This is a genomic window from Aureisphaera galaxeae (assembly GCF_028561275.1).
GTDB lineage: Bacteria > Bacteroidota > Bacteroidia > Flavobacteriales > Flavobacteriaceae > Aureisphaera > Aureisphaera galaxeae.
The window spans coordinates 128,065-146,125 of the sequence record NZ_JAQQTF010000002.1; the positions used below are offsets into that span (position 1 = coordinate 128,065).

Below are 18,061 nucleotides of genomic sequence, written 5' to 3' on the forward strand. Positions count from 1 at the left end.
ATATAGATACTTTTTCATCATAAATTCATTGTAATCATAAAGGTATTGGAAAAAACCGTGCCAACTTTCCGTTAGCCACGGAATAGGAAGAAGTCATCCTTCATGGGCTCTATCTTTTCATCCTTATTGGTAATGATGTATTCCAAGGCCAATTCGGTAAATTCTAAGCCCTTTTCGGTAAGGGAAACAATATCATCTTCAATGGAAATCATGTTGTTCTTTAAGGCCAAATCCACCACCGTTTTAGAACGTACTTTTTGCCAGTTAATGTGCTCATTAAGGTGATTAATATGGCGTTCGTTAATATCTTGGTGGTTGTTGAGGTGCAATAAAAAAGTGAGCAAGGATACTTCGGTACGTTGTTGTCGCTGTCGATACAGCACGGAAATCAATCCTTTGTTGGGAGCAAAAAGATAGACCGACAAAAACACCAATCCCAATACGGACGTCATCGCTCCCGAGATGGAGGCATCCAACAAATGCGCAGCCCAGTAACCCATAAGGGCAGAGGCTACTCCAAAGGCAATGGAAAGTCCGATCATCTTCTTCAAATCACTGGTAAGAAGATAGGCGGTGGCTGCTGGAGCAATCATAAGTGCGACCACAAGGATGGCTCCGACGGCATCAAAAGCCCCCACCACGGTAATAGAGGATACCGACATAAGACCATAGTGCATAACGATGGGCGATATACCAAGGGCTGAAGATAAACCAGCATCGAAGGTGCTTACTTTCAATTCTTTAAAGAAAAGGAAGAGTAGTGCTAAGGTACAGATGAGGATGATTCCCATGACCCAAAGGGATTTAGGGCCAACATCTGCTCCGAACAATTCCAACCGATCGAAAGGCGCAAAGGCCAATTCACCCAATAATACCGCATCTACATCCAAATGTACATCGTTAGCATTTTTGGCAATAAGAATGACACCAATGCTGAAAAGGGCAGGGAAGACCAAGCCTATGGCCGTATCTTCTTTTACTAAGCCCGTTTTCTGAATGGCCTCTACCAAGACCACGGTAATCACACCGGTAATCGCAGCTAACAAGATAAGCCAAGGGGAGTTGAGATCATGTGTTAGAAAGAATCCTAAAACGATCCCAGGCAGAATGGAATGACTAATCGCATCACTAATCAGTGCCATTTTCCGAAGTACTAGAAAGACCCCTGGAATGGCGCAGGCGATGGCCACCACCATGGCGATAAGCTGTATTTCAATCTGCGGTGCGGTCATCTGCGAGTTGTTGGTTATACAAATTTTCAGCCTTATGGAATCCTTTAGAAGTCAATGCCCATTGCTGTCCCGTAATGGTGATCCAGTCCTTTTCTTCCATTTTCTGAAGGGTTTTTCGGGTAAACCCTTGAAAGTTGTTCAATATTTTTATCGCATGGGGATGCTTTATGTTTTCATGATTCACAGCAATACTATGCATGAACTGAAGGGTTTTCTGAAGTTTTAGATCCCTTCGGTTTTTCCGGAAACGCAATTGCCGAAACAGAATACCCCTTCCTGGGGAAAAAATGAAAGAAACAATGACAAAGACGGCCGCCACCAAAACAATAACAGGCCCAGTGGAAAGGTTGTTCTGTGAAGCACTAATAGCTGTTCCAAAAACGCCTGAAAAGGCGCCAAATAAGGCCGCTAAAAAGATCATAATGCTGAGTCGGTTGGTCCATTGCCTTGCCGCTGCTGCAGGCGCCAATAGCATTGCGCTCATTAATACCACCCCTACGGTCTGTAGCCCTAAGACAATAGCCAAAACGATAAAGAAGGTGATAAGAATATCGATAAATCGAATGTTGAATCCCAAGGTTTTTGTAAAATCGGCATCGAAGAGCATGATTTTGAATTCCTTCCAGAAAAGCAATAGTACGACCAAACAAATCCCGGTAACTGTGGTCATGAGCCAAACGTCTTTTTCGACCAAAGTAGCTGCTTGTCCGAAGAGATATTTGTCCAATCCCGCCTGATTCGCATTGGGCTGCTTCTGAATAAAGGTGAGCAGGAGCATTCCGAATCCGAAAAATAGGGAAAGAATAAGTCCTAGTGCTGTATCCGTCTTAAGATGGGTTTTGGTAATCATCCCCCGAATCCAAAAAGTGCCGATAAGACCACTTACCAAAGCACCCAATAGCAAAACGTTGGTGTCTTTAGCGCCTGTAATTAAAAACGCTAAGGCGATTCCAGGTAAGGCCGCATGGGAAATAGCGTCTCCCAAGAGACTTTGTTTCCGAAGCACAGCAAAACTTCCCAACATACCACAAATAGCACCCAAAACGGCTGTTCCCAACGTAATGGTCCGAAGGGTGTAATCGCTTACTACTAATTGAAAGTATTCGGTTATTGACATTTTTTAGTCGATGGTCTTTAGTCTATGGTCTATCGACCAACGACTATAGACTATTTATTTATCGCGACCTTATAATTAATTCCGTAGGTCTTCGTAAGATTATCATCATTAAAAATATCCTTTACGGGTCCGGTTGCAATCTTCTTCACATTCAGGAAGGTTACCCAATCAAAATATTCAGGAACCGTTTGTAGATCATGATGTACTACAATTACCGTTTTTCCGGCTTTTCGCAGTTCCTTCAGAATATTGATAATGGCAATTTCTGTGGTAGCATCTACTCCTTGAAAGGGTTCGTCCATGAAATAAATTGAAGCATTCTGGACCAAAGCACGTGCAAGAAAAACCCGTTGCTGCTGTCCTCCACTCAACTGACTTATCTGTCGGTTCTTAAAGGAAAGCATGCCTACTTTTTCCAAAGCTTCCAAAGCGGCCTTTTTTTCTTTGGAACCGGGACGTTTTATCCATCCCAAGCTACCATAGGTACCCATCATTACTACGTCTAAAGCGGTCGTTGGGAAATCCCAATCCACGCTTCCTTTCTGTGGTACGTAAGCCACTAATTTTCGTTGTTTGTCGTAGGGTTTTCCATAGATAGAAACACTACCTGCAATGGGGTCTATAATTCCCAAAATGGCCTTAATGAGTGTGGATTTTCCAGCACCATTGGGTCCGACGATAGCCATAAGCACCCCTTCAGGAATAAAGAGGTCAATATCCCAAAGCACGGGCTTATAATTGTAAGCCACGGTAAGGTCATCTACTTGTACGGCTATTTTTTCCATTTACTTCAATTCGTCTACAATGGTATTTACGTTGTATTGAAACATCCCAATATAGGTTCCTTCTACCGTTCCGGGGTCTCCAAGGGCATCACTGTAGAGCGATCCTCCAATTTTCACATCAAAATCTTTGGCCTTTACAGCTTCTTGTAATGCTTCGATGGTCCTTCTTGGCACCGAGCTTTCTACAAAGATAGCTTTCACTTGCTTTTCAATAATGAAATCGGAAAGGCGTTGCACGTCTTGTACCCCTGCTTCGGTGGCGGTAGAAAGTCCCTGTAGTCCTACCACTTCAAAATCATAGGCTTCTCCGAAGTAGTTAAAGGCGTCGTGGGCTGTTACCAAGATGCGCTGTTCCTTTGGAAGGGTGGTTACTTTGGCTTCCAATTCAATCTTCAGTTGATCTAATTGGGCAAGGTACTTGGTTTCGTTCTTCACATATTCTACACTGTTTTCTGGATCTTTTTCAGAAAGTATAGCGGTCACCTTGCGAGCAAATTCCTTGAAATAGTCAATATTGAACCAAACGTGCGGATCGTAATTCGAGGCAAAATAATCGGACCCGATGAGGCCGGATTTATCCAAAATTTCCCCAAGGGCCACTTGGGTTTTGGTGTCACTGCCCATTTTTTCGAAGACTTCTACCAACTTTCCTTCCAAATGAAGTCCATTATAGAAAATGACATCTGCATTGTACAATTTGGAAACATCGCCTTCGCTGGCTTTGTAGAGGTGGGGATCTACCCCAGCGCCCATAAGTCCATTCACTTCAATATAATCACCTCCAATATTTTTAACCAAATCGGTAATCATGGTAGTGGTAGTGACCACATTTAGTTTGGCATTTTTCTTTTCTCCTTCCCCTTTGCAGTTTAGGAGTAGAAGACTCATGCATAGTATAAAAATCGTCTTTTTCATGATCTGTTATTTAGGGATTCTATAACTGGCACCTACCGATAGCAATAAGTCCTGTCCTTCGGTAATGCTGGTACCTACGGTGGCATCCAATTGTAAGTTGTTTTGTACGAGATACGTTAGTCCTGCATCCCAGAAATGATTTGCTTTACTGTCTTCGGGGAAGTCGCCATATACTTCGGCATAGACCCCAAACTTGTCAGTAATGCCGTAACCATAAGCCAAGGTATAGATATAGGCCGCTTCTGATGAATCGTTGCCCCATTCGGCACCAATGTTATAAGCGATGCTCGATGTTTCCGAAAGCGTATGATCGAACGAAAGTCGAAAATCCACGCCGGTCGTTTCGGGCCTGTAATCGGAAGACGCGCTTAATGGCAAAAACACGTGCCCAATTAAACCAATGGTTGGTAATAGGCCATCTTCTTGGGTAATATTTACCTTCATTCCCGCTAGGAGGGGAGAGAATCCACTTTGAACGTCATCCAATCGGGTGCCACCAATAGACGTTCGGCCTTCTTCGAAGTTCCACCCCAGACGCAATTCAAGATTATCCAAGACACCATAGCGAAGGAGCGTGGTGTTATACCCCAGTACTTCCTGTTTTATATTGTCCTTCTCAAAGGAAGTATAGAATGCCCCGGTTTCAATCTGCAATAAACCTACAGGCACTGTTGATGGCGATTCGGTAGCATCGGGGCGATCGGTAATAAGTTCCGGATCGACTTGATACGTATCGTCTTGGGCAAAGGTCTGTAACGTAGCGCACAGAAGAAATAATAGAATAGATAGTTTGGTCGGTTTCATGTTAGGTAGTTTGTACATATAGGTTTTCTGCTGTTTTTTTTGAAATGAAAAATTGATCCCTTCCTACTTGAATGATCATGGATCCATCGAAAAACTCCTTTCCCAATACGGTAAGCTTGGTGCCAATAGTAATTTTTCTTTTGTCCAAATATTGAAGGAATTCACTGCTGGTCTCCTTAACCCCCACGCAAACTCCTTTTTGTTTTTTGGTGAGTTCGGAAAGCAGTTTTTTCTCGGTTTTCTTTACGTTTCCATTTTTGTCTGGAATGGGATCGCCATGAGGATCGAAATCGGGGTGACCCAAGTATTTGTCCAAGCGATTGATGAGCTCTTCGCTGTGAATGTGCTCCAATTGCTCTGCAATTTCATGAACCTCATCCCAATGAAAGTCTAGTTTGTCTACCAAAAAAACTTCCCATAAGCGATGCTTACGAATTACGCCTGCAGCGGTTTTTCGTCCCTTGGTGGTAAGAGAGGTCCCCTTGTATTTCTTGTACGATAAGGCTCCTTTTTCTGCCAGTTTCTGTACCATATCGGTAACGGAAGAAGGTTTGGTGTTTATTTTATCCGCTATGGAATTGGTGCTCACACCTCCCTTGGATTCCTGCTCCAAATGGTAAATGGCTTTTAAATAATTTTCTTCGGCTAATGAAAACATGCGACAAAAGTAAAGATATTTTTTGTTTTATACATACTTATTTTTTAGCCTTGCCTAAAAATAAGAACAAAAAATAACCCCTATCGCATTGTAGGGGCCTATGTTTATTGCATTTTCACAATATCCTGCCAGCGTTCGTCCGCTTCCTTCTGAAGGGTCTCAGCTCCTTCTTCATTCCATTTTTCTAGCGTATTCACACCCCAACTATTGTAGAATAAATAGAGTTTTTCGTCCGAAATAAGATAGGTTTTCGGGTTTACGCCTACTTTTTCACCTTTTTTGGCAATAGCATAAGCACAATACCCTCCGTATTGTGGAATGTATTTATCGGGATTGGCTTGAAATGCCATTAAATTTTCCTTGGAAGCAAACCGATACCGCACTCCTTCGTGTGTATGGGTGTATTTTTTATCTCCTTTTTGTGGGTGGTCCTGAAAGTAGGATACCACATCATACCCTTGCGCCGCGTAATTGTTCTTTAGATTTACATGGTCCTGACCCAATACAGGTAGGCTCATAAATATAATTCCGAGTAGTAAAATGATCTTTTTCATGCTCCCTTAGTAGTGGGGCAACCACAATCCTTACGCTTTAAAAGCCTTTTTCTTTCTGAAGTTGTTCGTAGGCTTCCTGAACTTTTCTGAATTTCTCCTCTGCCCCTTTCTTATAGGCCTCGTCCATGTGCTGCAATTTATCGGGATGGTACTTCTTTACCATTTCACGATAGGCCTTCTTAATTTCCGAAACCGTCGCCGTTCGTTCTATTTCCAAGATTTTGTAGGCACTATCCGGATTTTGGAAGAACATGGCCTTGATGCTCTCAAAATCCCGCATTTGGATACCCAAATACATGCCTATTCTATTTATTTCTTGCACCTCCGGTTGGGAAACATGCCCATCGGCATTAGCGATACTAAACAGGAAATGAATTACCTGTAAACGGGATTCATAGCGCATACGTTTACGCAATACGCCTGCAATATTCTGGGCAGAGACTTCCCTTTTTTTGATGACTTCATTAAACACCTTGAAAGTTGCGTTGGCCCTTTCCTTTCCATATGCCTGAACAAAATATTGGCGAACGTAATCCAACTCCGTCTGGTTCACGGTACCATCGGCCTTAATTACAATGGAAGCTAGGGAGAGCAAATTGAGTTCGAAATCGGCCGGGGTGACCTTATCCCTTGGCTGACTGAAAATAGGACGCCTTTGAGTTTTGGTTTTTCCCAAGTTCATATTATCGAAAATGCTTCCAAGGAGGAAACCGATCACGGCTCCTGGAAACCTGAAAAAACTATAACCTAAAATTGCAGCGAACCACCGAATCATTGCTGTTGGGTATTTGAGGGGCAAATGTACATCATTTAACGCGTTGTTTTAATGGGTTTGTGGTGGTTATTTTGGCTATGGGCTGGTATGGAACAAGGATTCTATGCAAGAACTTAGCGATCCCTTTATCAACTCTTTAACGTTTCTACAGTAAATCCCTATCGTGTAAATTAGTTATCTTTGTGCTCTAATTGTTACACATTTAAAACAAATATATATGTACCCACCAGAGTTGGTAAAACCCATGCGAGAAGACCTAACCAATATCGGATTTGCCGAGTTGTTTAATGCCCAGGATGTAACCGATGCACTGTCCAAAGAAGGAACTACCTTAGTGGTGGTTAATTCTGTTTGTGGTTGTGCGGCAGCCAATGCCCGTCCGGGAGCAAGGATTTCTTTGCAAAATACCAAAACCCCAGATCATTTGGTAACCGTTTTTGCTGGGGTGGATTTTGAAGCTGTAGATGCAGCACGAGCACAAATGGTGCCCTTTCCTCCAAGTTCGCCTTCTATGGCTCTTTTTAGAAATGGAGAATTGGTACACATGTTAGAACGTCATCATATTGAAGGAAGATCAGCTGATATAATCGCCGAGAACCTTATGGGCGCTTACGACGAATACTGTTAAGGTAAAACGTATTGAAATAATGAAACCGCCCTCATCTTTTGGGCGGTTTTTTTATTTTTGATGTATGGCCAAACTACTTTCCTATCCCATATCCATTGTCTATTTCATTTTTTTCGGGATCACCCTCGTGGTATTTCATCCCTTACAATGGATTGCCCTTAACGTTTTTGGCTATCAGGCGCACAAGGTGGTGGTAGATGCCCTGCAGTTTATGCTGATGCGATGCCAAAATATATTGGGGACGCGCTTTTCATGTAATCACGAGCATAAGGTGCCTAAAGGCCAGCCGGTTATTATTGTTTCCAACCACCAAAGCATGTTCGACATCCCACCTATTATTTGGTTCCTACGGAGGCATCACCCCAAATTTATTAGCAAAAAAGAATTGGGCAAGGGCATTCCAAGCGTCTCGTATAACCTTAGGCATGGGGGTTCTGTGCTTATCGATAGAAAGGATCCCAAACAGGCTATTGCCGCTATTCAGAAGTTTGCCGATTACATTGAAACCAATAAAAGAGCGGCTGTAATTTTCCCGGAAGGGACGCGCAGTAGGGATGGAAGGCCACGACCTTTTCAGGTGAAAGGGTTGCTTACTTTGTTTGAAGGTATTCCATCGGCCATTATATTACCCATTACAATCAATGATTCTTGGAAGACTATCCGTTATGGTAAGTTTCCTTTGGGTTTGGGGGCCCACCTTAAGATGAAGGTGCACGCTCCCATCGTTTTGAAAGACCATCCCGATCACCAAGCACTCATTAAGATCATAGAAACCCAGATTAAAGATGCCATCAAAGTCTAACCTTATTGAAAGAACCATAGCTTTCGTACAGAAGGAATTGGCCACGGCCGAGGGTGGACACGATTGGTTCCACATAGAAAGGGTATACAAAAATACCATTGCCATTGCCAAAACCGAAACTGTAGACGAAGAGGTCGTGTTGTTGGGAGCCTTATTGCATGATATTGCGGATGCTAAATTTCATGATGGGGACGAAACCCTTGGCCCTAAAAAAGCGCGCCAATTTTTGGAAGGCGAAGGAGTGTCTCGGGAAGTGATAAATCATGTGGTGGCTATTATAGAAAATGTTTCATTTAAGGGCGGGAATGCGACCAAAAGTTTCGATTCTCTAGAGCTGCGCGTAGTACAGGATGCTGATCGATTGGATGCTTTAGGAGCTATCGGTATTGCACGCACCTTTAATTACGGAGGCTTTAAGAATAGAAGTTTGTACGATCCTTCCATTCCTCCAAAGTTGGACATGACCCCGGAAGAGTACAGAGCCTCTAAAGCTCCGACCATAAATCACTTTTATGAAAAATTGTTGTTGCTAAAAGACCTTATGCACACCGAAACTGGGAAAAAGATGGCCCAACAACGCCATTCGTACATGGAAGATTTTCTTTCCCGTTTTTATGCCGAATGGAATGGAGAGGCTTAAAAAGCACTCTTATCATTTTTGGGAATTTTCTAAAAGAGTGTCCTTTGTGGATTCTTAAGATCAAGATAATGGGTATTGTCTAGAGCGGGCATTTTCCTTCCTTTAAGGTATTTCGACCTACCCAATCGCACCGTATCGGCGATTTGTTTAGCAATAATTCCCTCTCCGCTAATGCGGCGACCCCATTCGCTATCATTTACTTTTCCGCCATGACATTCCGCTATTTGATGTAACATTCTGTCCGCTCGATCCGGCAGTTTTTTTCGGGCCCAATCCTCGAAAATCTCACCTATCTGACCATTCAGTCGAACGATGGTATGGGCAACACTTTGGGCACCCAGAGAAGCTACTTTCTTAATGAGCGGAAGGATTTCATGACTATTCAACGAAGGAATAATGGGCGCAATCATAACATTTACCGGAATATCATGAGCAGAAAGTATCTCTACCGCCTTCAATCGGTTTTTGATGCTGGCGGTTCTGGGTTCCAACATTCTTCGGGTTTCTTCGGACAAGGAAGTGATGGAAATATTGACACCTATCGTATTAAGTTGGGCCATTTCCTTTAAAAGATCTAGATCCCGTAATATGAGCGAGTTTTTGGTAATGATGCCTGTTGGATTTCGCCATTTTAGCATGACTTCCAAACAGTTTCGAGTGATTTCCAACCTGCGCTCAATGGGCTGATAACAATCTGTGTTTCCTGAAAACACAATGGTGTCCCCCATCCAGTTTTTACCGGTGATTTTCTTTTCCAAAAGCGATGGGGCGTTCTTCTTTACAAGTATGTTGCGTTCAAAATCGACTCCAGCACCATACCCCCAATATTCATGTGTATTTCTTGCATAACAGTAAATGCATCCATGCTCGCATCCTTGATAGGGGTTGGCAGAATACATCATTCCAATGTCTGGGCTCGTGACCTTGTTTACAAAGGTTTTAGGGAACACATCGATATACTGCGTTCTGTTTTTGTCGGCTACTTCACCTTCCAGTTCGCAAAAGTTGAGAAACTCATCCAATACCTCGTGCTCCAACTCGAAAAAGCGGTTGTGTACTCTTTTCTGGGCGCCACGGCCTTTGATGGATTTGGGCATAATTACTCTGAAGGTATTGACTCCTTCAAAGGTAATCATCATTTGGAATATTTCCAATAGTATTTGGAATAAATCCTAAATTGTATTATTTTAGTCCCAGTCGTAAGCAATAGTTTCACTATCTGCCCAAGAAGTTGAAGCGAATTCTGCAAAAATGGGGTAGTTGTTGTATTGCAACGCATTTATGAAGTCCGACCTTTCAAAGTAGTGAAAGGAAAGCAATTCGGGAAGGTCAAAAGGATCGGTCTTGGCCGATGCATCGCCTTTACCCTCGTAAGAAATACTCGGTGTTTTGCTCATGGAAGGGTTCTGAACAAAATTCATCGTAATCTGTGAGATCAACTGGGTGGGTATTTCTTTATCGTGAACTTCGAAATCGTTCGAAATAGGGTCATCGTTGCCTGATGAGAAGATAACGGTAATGAGCATCAGTGTAAAGGTTCGTTCATAATTGGCTTTTTTTGAAACAAATAGTTAGGCGATGTGAAAGTACAGTTATCCCCAGAAGCTTCCAATAGAAGCCACACCGAAAAGTTGAAGATTTTCAGGAATTAAGAGCAGTATTTTTATGGATATTTATTTCCCTGGGAATTCGGGCTTGCGTTTTTTTAAAATCCGATTACGATTCCCTGAATAATTCGCCATCCTTTATTACAATGTGTATGTCTCTTGTGTTAGAGATGTTCTCCAACGGATTACTATTTAGAATAACGAGATCGGCCTTTTTATTAGCTTCTATGGAACCATATTCATTGTCAATATTTAAATACTGGGATGGATTAATGGTTGCTGTTTTTAAGGCGTCTAATGGAGAAAGGCCTGACTTTACCATCATTTCTAATTCCTTGTGCAATCCATCAAGTGTGGTATCGTTAATCGGTCCCATATCAGATCCCGATAATAGTACTACATCATTTTGATTCATCCAGCGAGTAATTTCATAAAAATGAGCCATCATTCGCATTCCCGTAGCGCGTGACGCTTCATTTTCTAGGTGGGAGTACATATCTTCGAGCGTGTATAGTGTTGGTGTTATCGCAATATTATTTTCTACATAGTATCGAGATAATTTTGAAACATAGGTGGAATCTAAAGTAGTTAGGGCCGTGGTAATATCTTCAATCCCGTTGGATTCCTTTAAGACCAAACCGCTTATCAGGCTATTCATATGTTCTACACAATCAATTCCATAAAATTCCAATTCCATGGGTCCTATCGTAACTGGAATATGACCGGCAATTTTCAATCCAAATTCATTGCTCAATTCCTTTAGTTCTAGGAGTCGATCCTTCGGGAAATAATTGTGCACCTTGAAAAAATGGATCCCTTTATTTTTTAGACCAAGAGCAAGTTCTTTTAGATCGGTAGTGTCATGAATTTTTATGTGGAAGGGATCATTGCTTTGTGGGCCATCTAAGGTGACGCCTGCATAGTAGATGTTGGGCCCTTTGATGTTTCCATTCACAATTAGGTCTTTGGCATAAGTAACAGTATCTACAACACCTCCCATATCGCGAATGCCGGTGATCCCGTTCAATAAAAACCGATCAAGTTTGGGAATTGGATTTTTATGTTCGGAAATATGGGTATGCACGTCAATTAAACCGGGAATCATATACTTTCCCTTGCAGTCTATAACTTGCGCTGGATTGCCTTTTGCTAATAGACTAAAGTTTCCAATTTCTTTAATTAAGCTGTCTTCAATTAACAACGAAGTGGTCGTTAATTGTCCATCCCGAATATCAATTATGGTTGCATCACGTAATATGATGGATGGATTGTCGGGACTCTCACAAGAATTTATACCAATAAAGACCAGTGCCGCGATTAGTAGATAAAAGTGTGCTTTCATTATACGATGCTGTTTTTATAAGGACAACATCCAAAGTAGATAGGCCAACTTTAAATCCAGTTAGTTTTTATAATCTTTGACCTTTTAGGTGGAAGTTCTTGTTTAAGAACCTATTTCCCTGGGAACTCTGGCTTGCGTTTTTCCAAAAAGGCTTGGGTCCCTTCTTTGAAGTCTGCCGTACCAAAACATTTACCAAATTCGGTGATTTCGGTGTCAAAACCATTCTCTCCATCTTCGAAACCGGCATTCACCGAATTGATGGCAGCAGCTACCGCTACCGAAGAGTTCTTCTTGATTTTTCCTGCAATTTTTTGAGCCAGTGGAAGCAATTCTTCTTGAGAAACCACGTGGTTTACCAAACCATAGGATAAAGCATCCTCTGCGGAAACCATACCTGCGGTCATGATCATTTCCATAGCACGCCCTTTACCAACTAGTTGAGGCAGTCGCTGCGTACCTCCATACCCTGGAATAACTCCCAAGGAAACTTCGGGCAATCCCATTTTAGCATTATCACTAGCGATTCTGAAATGGGCCGACATGGCTAGTTCTAGGCCACCCCCAAGGGCAAAACCGTTAACAGCGGCAATCACTGGAGTGCCTAAATGCGCCACAAAGTCGAACAAAAGCGCTTGTCCTTGAGCGGCCAATCGCTCTCCTTGAGAAACAGAATAATCGGCAAACTCGCTAATATCTGCACCTGCAACAAAGGCCTTTTCTCCACTACCCGTAATGATGATTACCTTGGTATCATCATCCTTGTCGGCTTCTTTAAAAGCCTCGTGAAGTTCTTTGATCGTTACCTTGTTTAGGGCATTTAATTTGGAAGGTCTGTTAATGGTTATGGTAGTAACACCTTCGTTAAAATCACATAAAATATTCTCGTAATCCATCGTACACGCTTTTGGGGGTCAGGTTTCGGGCTGCAAGTTAGCCAAAGATGCGCCCTTTTCAAAACCAAAAACGGAATTGCCGCTCTATTTTGGGATGGCTACCACAAAAGAAGTTCCCTCTTCTTCTTGAGAGGTAAAAGTAATGCTACCGCCATAGGTTTCAACGATGTTTTTTACCATAGCAAGCCCCAATCCCATTCCACTGGATTTGGTGGTGAATTTAGGTTCGAAGACTTTGTCTTTGTTCATTTCCGAAATACCAATACCATTGTCTCGCACCGTAATGTGGGTGGCACTTTTGGAGGTAGAAACAGTAACGTCTATTCTAGGGTTTTCTGGACGTTTTTGCTCAATGGCCTGTATGCTGTTTTTTACCAAATTAGTCACCACACGAATTAATTGTGTACGATCGAATTTAGAAATGATCTCATCCTCTTCAGAAAAGAAATAGATATAATCTTCATTAAAAATCTCTATGGCCAACTTCGTAATCCGAACGATATTCAAGGTTTCATCCTGTTGGGCAGGCATATCGGCATAGGTAGAGAATGCCGAGGCGATAGAACTCATCGTATCGATTTGTTGAATCAAGGTATTACTATACTCGTCCACCTTTTCGTTGATATTCTCGTCATTCGGATCGAATTTACGTAAGAAACTTTGCACCGTTAAACGCATTGGAGTCAACGGATTTTTGATTTCATGTGCCACCTGCTTTGCCATTTCGCGCCAAGCTGCTTCCCGTTCGCTTGCTGCCAATTGGGCGGCACTGCTTTCCAGTTCATCGATCATGCCGTTATAGGCCAATACCAAGTTGGAAATTTCCTGGGTAGTATTAGAGTCCAACTCGATCTTTTTGTTCCTTTTATCCAATCGTGTTTCGGTAATTTTCTCACTCACCTGATTCAAAGACCGGGTAATGTATTTGGAAAGGAAATAGGCTAGGGCAATGGCAAAGAATAGGGTAACGAGATAGGCAATTCCCATTCTCGTGAGGCTTTCCTTTAGCTCTTTATTAATGAGATCATCATCTTCAATATAAGGCAAATTAAGGATGGCCAAAGGTTTAAAGGAGGGGTCGGTAATGTAGAAGTAGGACGATTGGTATTTCTGCCCATCTTCCATGAATTCGATAAGATGCCTTTTCTCGGCGGAGTTTTCCAGATTGCCTAGAATCTCCTTGGGAACCCGAGCATGCGAAGTGTCTTTAAGGAAGGAGGCTCGGGACGATTTCAGTAATTTTCCTTCGAGGTCATAGAAATAAATTTCCAGTCCGTTCACATCCTTAATCTCGTAGATTTTGTTTTTGAAAATAAGGGGAATGTTCTCCGTTTCTATGGGATAGGTGGTATTCTTTAGCACATATTCAATATTCTTGGTAATGGCTGTTTCCTTTCGCAACAAACGCTCTCTGTGATAATCTTGTGCCTCTTCGCGATATTGATACACAGTCACCACCGCAATAAGGATGGATGCAGTGAGCACAAGAAGGAGCATGGATAGGAAGATTCGGAAGCGCAACGATTTCAACAATCCCATAGGGTTAAATTTGATTCTGAAGATAGCAATAATTGAACCAAACGTTAAAACGCCCTTTCAATATTTTACTTTGAATTGTTTTTTTCCCGAATTCGTTTGTAAAATCGGAAGCCGAGCATGATGAGTACACTAAAGGCAACAATACCTAATACGCCGTAAATCCAATTAATGGCGTTTTTCAAAATCACCAAGAAAACCACAGCAAATAGAATAATGGTAGCCCCTTCGTTGAATAACCGCATAAAATTGGAGGAATGCTTCACCACATCCTGCTGGAGCTGCTTATAAATGATATGGCATTTTATGTGATAAATGATAAGCAATACAACAAACCCTAGTTTTACCTGCATCCAAGCATCGCTAATGTAGAATGGACGTATGTAGAGTAACCACACTGCAAAGAAAATGCTCAAAATCATAGAGGGCCACGAAATGATAAACCATAGACGTTTGGCCATGATCTTTAGCTGATTCCCTAGGATTTCTTTTTCTGGGGAAGGTTTATGAAAGGCCTCAATTTGGTACACAAATAGGCGCACTATGTAAAACAGTCCTGCAAACCAAGTAATCACAAAAATGAGATGCAGGGATTTTATGTAATTGTATTCCATAGGGCCACAAAGATACGCTTACTTATCTTCTTCTATAAAGAGATAGTTTAAATTCAATGCATTGAATGCCGTATTGAATGCTGCTACTTCTTTCGATACCAGATTGTCGAATTTTACCAGCTCAATGTTGATCTTTTGTGTCAATTCATTTTTCACCGCAATGTCCTGTTCGGTAGGTGGGAAATCACCCATACCTACCAGACTGTTGAGGTGTGCCAACTTATTGGTAAGTCGAATGGGGAAATTCAATGGATCCTGTCCGCTTCTGTTTTTGGTTTGATATAAGGTTTTCTCAATTTCTGAAAATTGCTCGCTCAAGGTCTTGGCTTTTTCCAAAAGGTCTTTTACAGCATCATTCCCTTTGTATTGCTTCTGAAAGGCATCCAATTGATCTTTGATCTTGCGTATCTTTTTGATGGATTTATGGGCGTGATCCACTGTTTCGTTAATGTCTGTAATGAAATCATACTGAAGCTGCATTTCCGCTATGCTAGCTTCTCCATTCTTGTTTGGGGAAATGGTAAACGATTGCGATTGTACCTCATCATCCACTTGTAGTACCACTTTGTATTCGCCTGGCACTGCCTTGGGAGCATTGGTACTGGCCCACCAAAGTATCATGCCCTTGAGTCTTTCGGCACCTTTACCGCGAGTGTCCCAAGCAAATTTATTGGTACCCTCTTCTACCGTAAGTTTGTTGTCTTTGCTCTTGGTACTGAATGTTTTTATGGTGTCGTTTTTGGCATTCAGGAAACTCAATTTCACCTCCTTATCTTTAGGATCCTCTAAATTGAAATAGGTAATAACCCCTGCTGGGTGGTTGGTTCCCGTGGTGAGCGAACCTTTTCTACTACCTCCACGCAAACGATAAGTTTCTTTGGGTTTGAACAAATAATTTGCTTTTCCTTGGGCATCACTTAATTGATGCAATACTGTGAGGTCATCAATAATCCAAAGGCTACGCCCTTGTGTAGCGACAATAAGGTTGTTGTCCTTTAACGCCAAATCGGTAATGGGAACGATAGGTAGATTTAACTGAAAGGGTTGCCAATTTGCTCCATCGTTAAAGGAAATGTACATCCCCGTTTCCGTACCGGCATATAATAATCCCTTCTTGGCAGGATCTTCCCTTAGAACACGTGTAAAGTGCTCCGGTGCGATGCCATTGGTAATTCGTTTCCAAGTTTTACCGTAATCGGTGGTTTTGTAAAGGTAAGGTGTGAAGTCCCCGGTTTTATATTTGGTTCCTGCTACATAACAGGTTCCTGCATCGAATCGAGAGGGTTCAATGCTGTTTATCATCATCCATTCCGGCATACCCGAAGGAGTTACATTATCCCAGTTCTGGCCACCATTCCTGGAAACATGAATTAAACCATCGTCGCTACCCACCCATAACAATCCCGGGGTAACGGGGCTTTCGGAAGCAGCGAAAATGGTACAATAGTATTCTACCGAAGTATTATCCTTAGTTATGGGTCCTCCCGAAGGGCCTAATTTCGAAGGATCGTTGCGGGTAAGATCTGGACTGATCACCTCCCAGCTTTGTCCTTCGTTGGTACTTGCATGCAAATGGTTGGAAGCCGTGTACAACTTATTGGGATCGTGAGGGGAGAAGAAAATGGGGAAGTTCCATTGAAAGCGGTACTTCATTTCTTCTGCTCCGTGTCCCATGGGATTGTCCGGCCATACGCTAATACTGCGAATGGTTTTTTTCTTGTGATTGTATCGAGTAAGGAAGCCATCGTAACTTCCACCGTAGACAATATCATTGTCTTCAGGGTCTATGGCGATATGGGCACTTTCACCTCCCGCAGTGCTTTCCCAATCGTCCTCATCAATGTCCCGGCCTTCGGTACGATGGGGAATTCGGATGGTACTATTGTCCTGTTGGGCCGCATAAATACGATATGGAAAAGCATTGTCCGTCGTAACCCGATAAAATTGTGAAGTGGGCTGATTGCGATACGTACTCCATGTTTCGCCACCATCGTAGGTTACCTGTGCGCCACCATCATCTCCAATCACCATTCTGTTGGGATTTTCGGGAGCGATCCACAAGTCATGATGGTCGCCATGCGGGGCATTATAGGTTTTGTATGTTTTGCCGCCGTCTGTGCTTTTGTGGTAGCGTACATTCAGTACATATACCACATCTACGTCTTTGGTGTCGGCATAAATACGGGTATAGTACCACGCTCTTTGGCGTAGCTTTCGTTCGCTATTTACTTGAGTCCAAGTTTCTCCTCCATCATCGCTTCGATACACGCCTCCCTTGTCTTTGTTTTCAACAATGGCCCAAACACGTTCGCTGTTTACGGGAGAAACGGTAACACCAATAATCCCTAGGGTATCTGTAGGAAACCCTTTGTTTTTTGAAATCTCTTCCCAAGTTTCCCCACTGTCCGTACTTTTCCAAAGTGCAGAACCGTCACCACCACTGCTTAGACTATAGGGCGTACGACGTACATTCCAAGTGGAAGCATATAGAATCCTCGGATTGTTAGGATCCATAGCCAAATCTACGGCTCCTGCATTTTCATTGGAAAACAGGGTTTTCCGCCATGTTTTTCCACCGTCAATACTCTTATAGACGCCTCTTTCCTGCGTAGGCTTGTAGATATTTCCCAATACTGCTGCATAGACAATATCGTGGTCTTTGGGGTGAATCGCTATTCTGGGAATATGCCGCCCTTTTTCCAAGCCGCTTTGCGTCCAAGTTTTTCCGGCATTTTCAGATTTCCAAATCCCGTATCCTGACGAAACATTTCCTCGCACTGTCTTTTCTCCACCTCCCACATAAATGACATTGGGATCGCTTTCGGCCACTTCGATGGCTCCAATGGACCCTCCAAAGAATCCGTCGCTAATATTTTCCCAAGTTCTTCCTCCGTCTTTGGTTCTCCAGATTCCTCCACCAGTCGCACCAAAATAAAAAAGATTGGGCTTGTTGGGAACTCCGGTTACGGCTGCACTTCGACCACCACGGAAAGGTCCTACCAAACGATACTCCAAGGCATCGTACAGGCTTTCATCATAGGTTTGTGCTTCTAGGGAAGGAAGGGTTGCCAAAAAAGAAAAAAGAAATAGCAAAGAGGGAATGGAATAGCGTTTCATTAGGATGGTTTAAAAATTGGACTCCTAAAGATAACTATAATT

Annotated in this window: 18 protein-coding genes; 3 read left to right on the plus strand and 15 right to left on the minus strand. The window is 42.6% G+C overall.

Annotated features, from left to right (window positions below; genetic code table 11):
- Window positions 1–71 precede the first annotated feature (71 nt).
- The 8 genes from POV27_RS00505 to POV27_RS00540 all read right to left on the minus strand — a co-directional run bounded on the left by POV27_RS00505 (window position 72) and on the right by POV27_RS00540 (window position 6,840).
- A complete protein-coding gene (locus POV27_RS00505) occupies window positions 72–1,232 on the minus strand; it encodes a metal ABC transporter permease (protein ID WP_272860763.1) in 1,161 nt (386 codons plus the stop codon).
- Window positions 1,213–2,349: a metal ABC transporter permease gene (locus POV27_RS00510; RefSeq protein ID WP_272860764.1), complete on the minus strand. Its 1,137-nt coding sequence runs from the start codon at window positions 2,347–2,349 to the stop codon at window positions 1,213–1,215. Before POV27_RS00510 ends, POV27_RS00505 begins: the two co-directional genes overlap by 20 nt.
- Before the next feature lie 50 nt (window positions 2,350–2,399).
- Window positions 2,400–3,134 (minus strand): metal ABC transporter ATP-binding protein, encoded by a 735-nt coding sequence (locus POV27_RS00515; protein ID WP_272860765.1) that lies wholly within the window; start codon window positions 3,132–3,134, stop codon window positions 2,400–2,402.
- On the minus strand, window positions 3,135–4,049 hold the full coding sequence (locus POV27_RS00520; protein WP_272860766.1) for a metal ABC transporter solute-binding protein, Zn/Mn family: 915 nt from the start codon (window positions 4,047–4,049) through the stop codon (window positions 3,135–3,137).
- Between the two features lie 6 nt (window positions 4,050–4,055).
- On the minus strand, window positions 4,056–4,853 hold the full coding sequence (locus POV27_RS00525; protein ID WP_272860767.1) for a transporter: 798 nt from the start codon (window positions 4,851–4,853) through the stop codon (window positions 4,056–4,058).
- A 1-nt stretch (window position 4,854) separates the two neighbouring features.
- Window positions 4,855–5,511, minus strand: coding sequence for a metal-dependent transcriptional regulator (locus POV27_RS00530; RefSeq protein ID WP_272860768.1), 657 nt, complete (start codon window positions 5,509–5,511; stop codon window positions 4,855–4,857).
- A gap of 104 nt (window positions 5,512–5,615) precedes the next feature.
- Entirely contained in the window at window positions 5,616–6,065 is a 450-nt protein-coding gene (locus tag POV27_RS00535) for a YHS domain-containing (seleno)protein (RefSeq protein ID WP_272860769.1), read from the minus strand.
- Between the two features lie 37 nt (window positions 6,066–6,102).
- On the minus strand, window positions 6,103–6,840 hold the full coding sequence (locus POV27_RS00540) for a TerB family tellurite resistance protein (RefSeq protein WP_272860770.1): 738 nt from the start codon (window positions 6,838–6,840) through the stop codon (window positions 6,103–6,105).
- Window positions 6,841–7,057: 217 nt separating this feature from the next.
- Here POV27_RS00540 and POV27_RS00545 point away from each other — a divergent pair, with 217 nt between their 5' ends.
- The 3 genes from POV27_RS00545 to POV27_RS00555 all read left to right on the plus strand — a co-directional run bounded on the left by POV27_RS00545 (window position 7,058) and on the right by POV27_RS00555 (window position 8,910).
- Complete coding sequence (locus POV27_RS00545) at window positions 7,058–7,468, plus strand: BrxA/BrxB family bacilliredoxin (protein WP_272860771.1); 411 nt, start codon at window positions 7,058–7,060, stop codon at window positions 7,466–7,468.
- A 64-nt stretch (window positions 7,469–7,532) separates the two neighbouring features.
- Window positions 7,533–8,270 (plus strand): lysophospholipid acyltransferase family protein, encoded by a 738-nt coding sequence (locus tag POV27_RS00550; RefSeq protein WP_272860772.1) that lies wholly within the window; start codon window positions 7,533–7,535, stop codon window positions 8,268–8,270.
- Window positions 8,254–8,910, plus strand: coding sequence for an HD domain-containing protein (locus POV27_RS00555; protein ID WP_272860773.1), 657 nt, complete (start codon window positions 8,254–8,256; stop codon window positions 8,908–8,910). Before POV27_RS00550 ends, POV27_RS00555 begins: the two co-directional genes overlap by 17 nt.
- Window positions 8,911–8,939: 29 nt before the next feature.
- Here the strand turns inward: POV27_RS00555 and POV27_RS00560 are convergent, their stop codons facing one another.
- From POV27_RS00560 to POV27_RS00590, 7 genes are all read right to left on the minus strand, one after another.
- Entirely contained in the window at window positions 8,940–10,049 is a 1,110-nt protein-coding gene (locus POV27_RS00560; protein WP_272860774.1) for a PA0069 family radical SAM protein, read from the minus strand.
- A gap of 48 nt (window positions 10,050–10,097) precedes the next feature.
- Window positions 10,098–10,436, minus strand: a complete 339-nt coding sequence (locus POV27_RS00565) for a hypothetical protein (protein WP_272860775.1) — start codon at window positions 10,434–10,436, stop codon at window positions 10,098–10,100.
- A 190-nt stretch (window positions 10,437–10,626) separates the two neighbouring features.
- The gene (locus tag POV27_RS00570; RefSeq protein ID WP_272860776.1) at window positions 10,627–11,859 is read right to left on the minus strand and encodes an amidohydrolase family protein; all 1,233 of its coding nucleotides are present in this window, start codon (window positions 11,857–11,859) and stop codon (window positions 10,627–10,629) included.
- Between the two features lie 110 nt (window positions 11,860–11,969).
- On the minus strand, window positions 11,970–12,752 hold the full coding sequence (locus POV27_RS00575; protein ID WP_272860777.1) for an enoyl-CoA hydratase/isomerase family protein: 783 nt from the start codon (window positions 12,750–12,752) through the stop codon (window positions 11,970–11,972).
- Between the two features lie 84 nt (window positions 12,753–12,836).
- Window positions 12,837–14,291, minus strand: a complete 1,455-nt coding sequence (locus POV27_RS00580; protein ID WP_272860778.1) for a sensor histidine kinase — start codon at window positions 14,289–14,291, stop codon at window positions 12,837–12,839.
- 65 nt (window positions 14,292–14,356) lie between these two features.
- Window positions 14,357–14,902 carry a CopD family protein gene (locus tag POV27_RS00585; protein WP_272860779.1) on the minus strand — a complete coding sequence of 182 codons (546 nt, stop codon included), beginning with the start codon at window positions 14,900–14,902 and terminating at the stop codon, window positions 14,357–14,359.
- A gap of 18 nt (window positions 14,903–14,920) precedes the next feature.
- Entirely contained in the window at window positions 14,921–18,019 is a 3,099-nt protein-coding gene (locus POV27_RS00590; protein ID WP_272860780.1) for a VPS10 domain-containing protein, read from the minus strand.
- Window positions 18,020–18,061 lie beyond the last annotated feature (42 nt).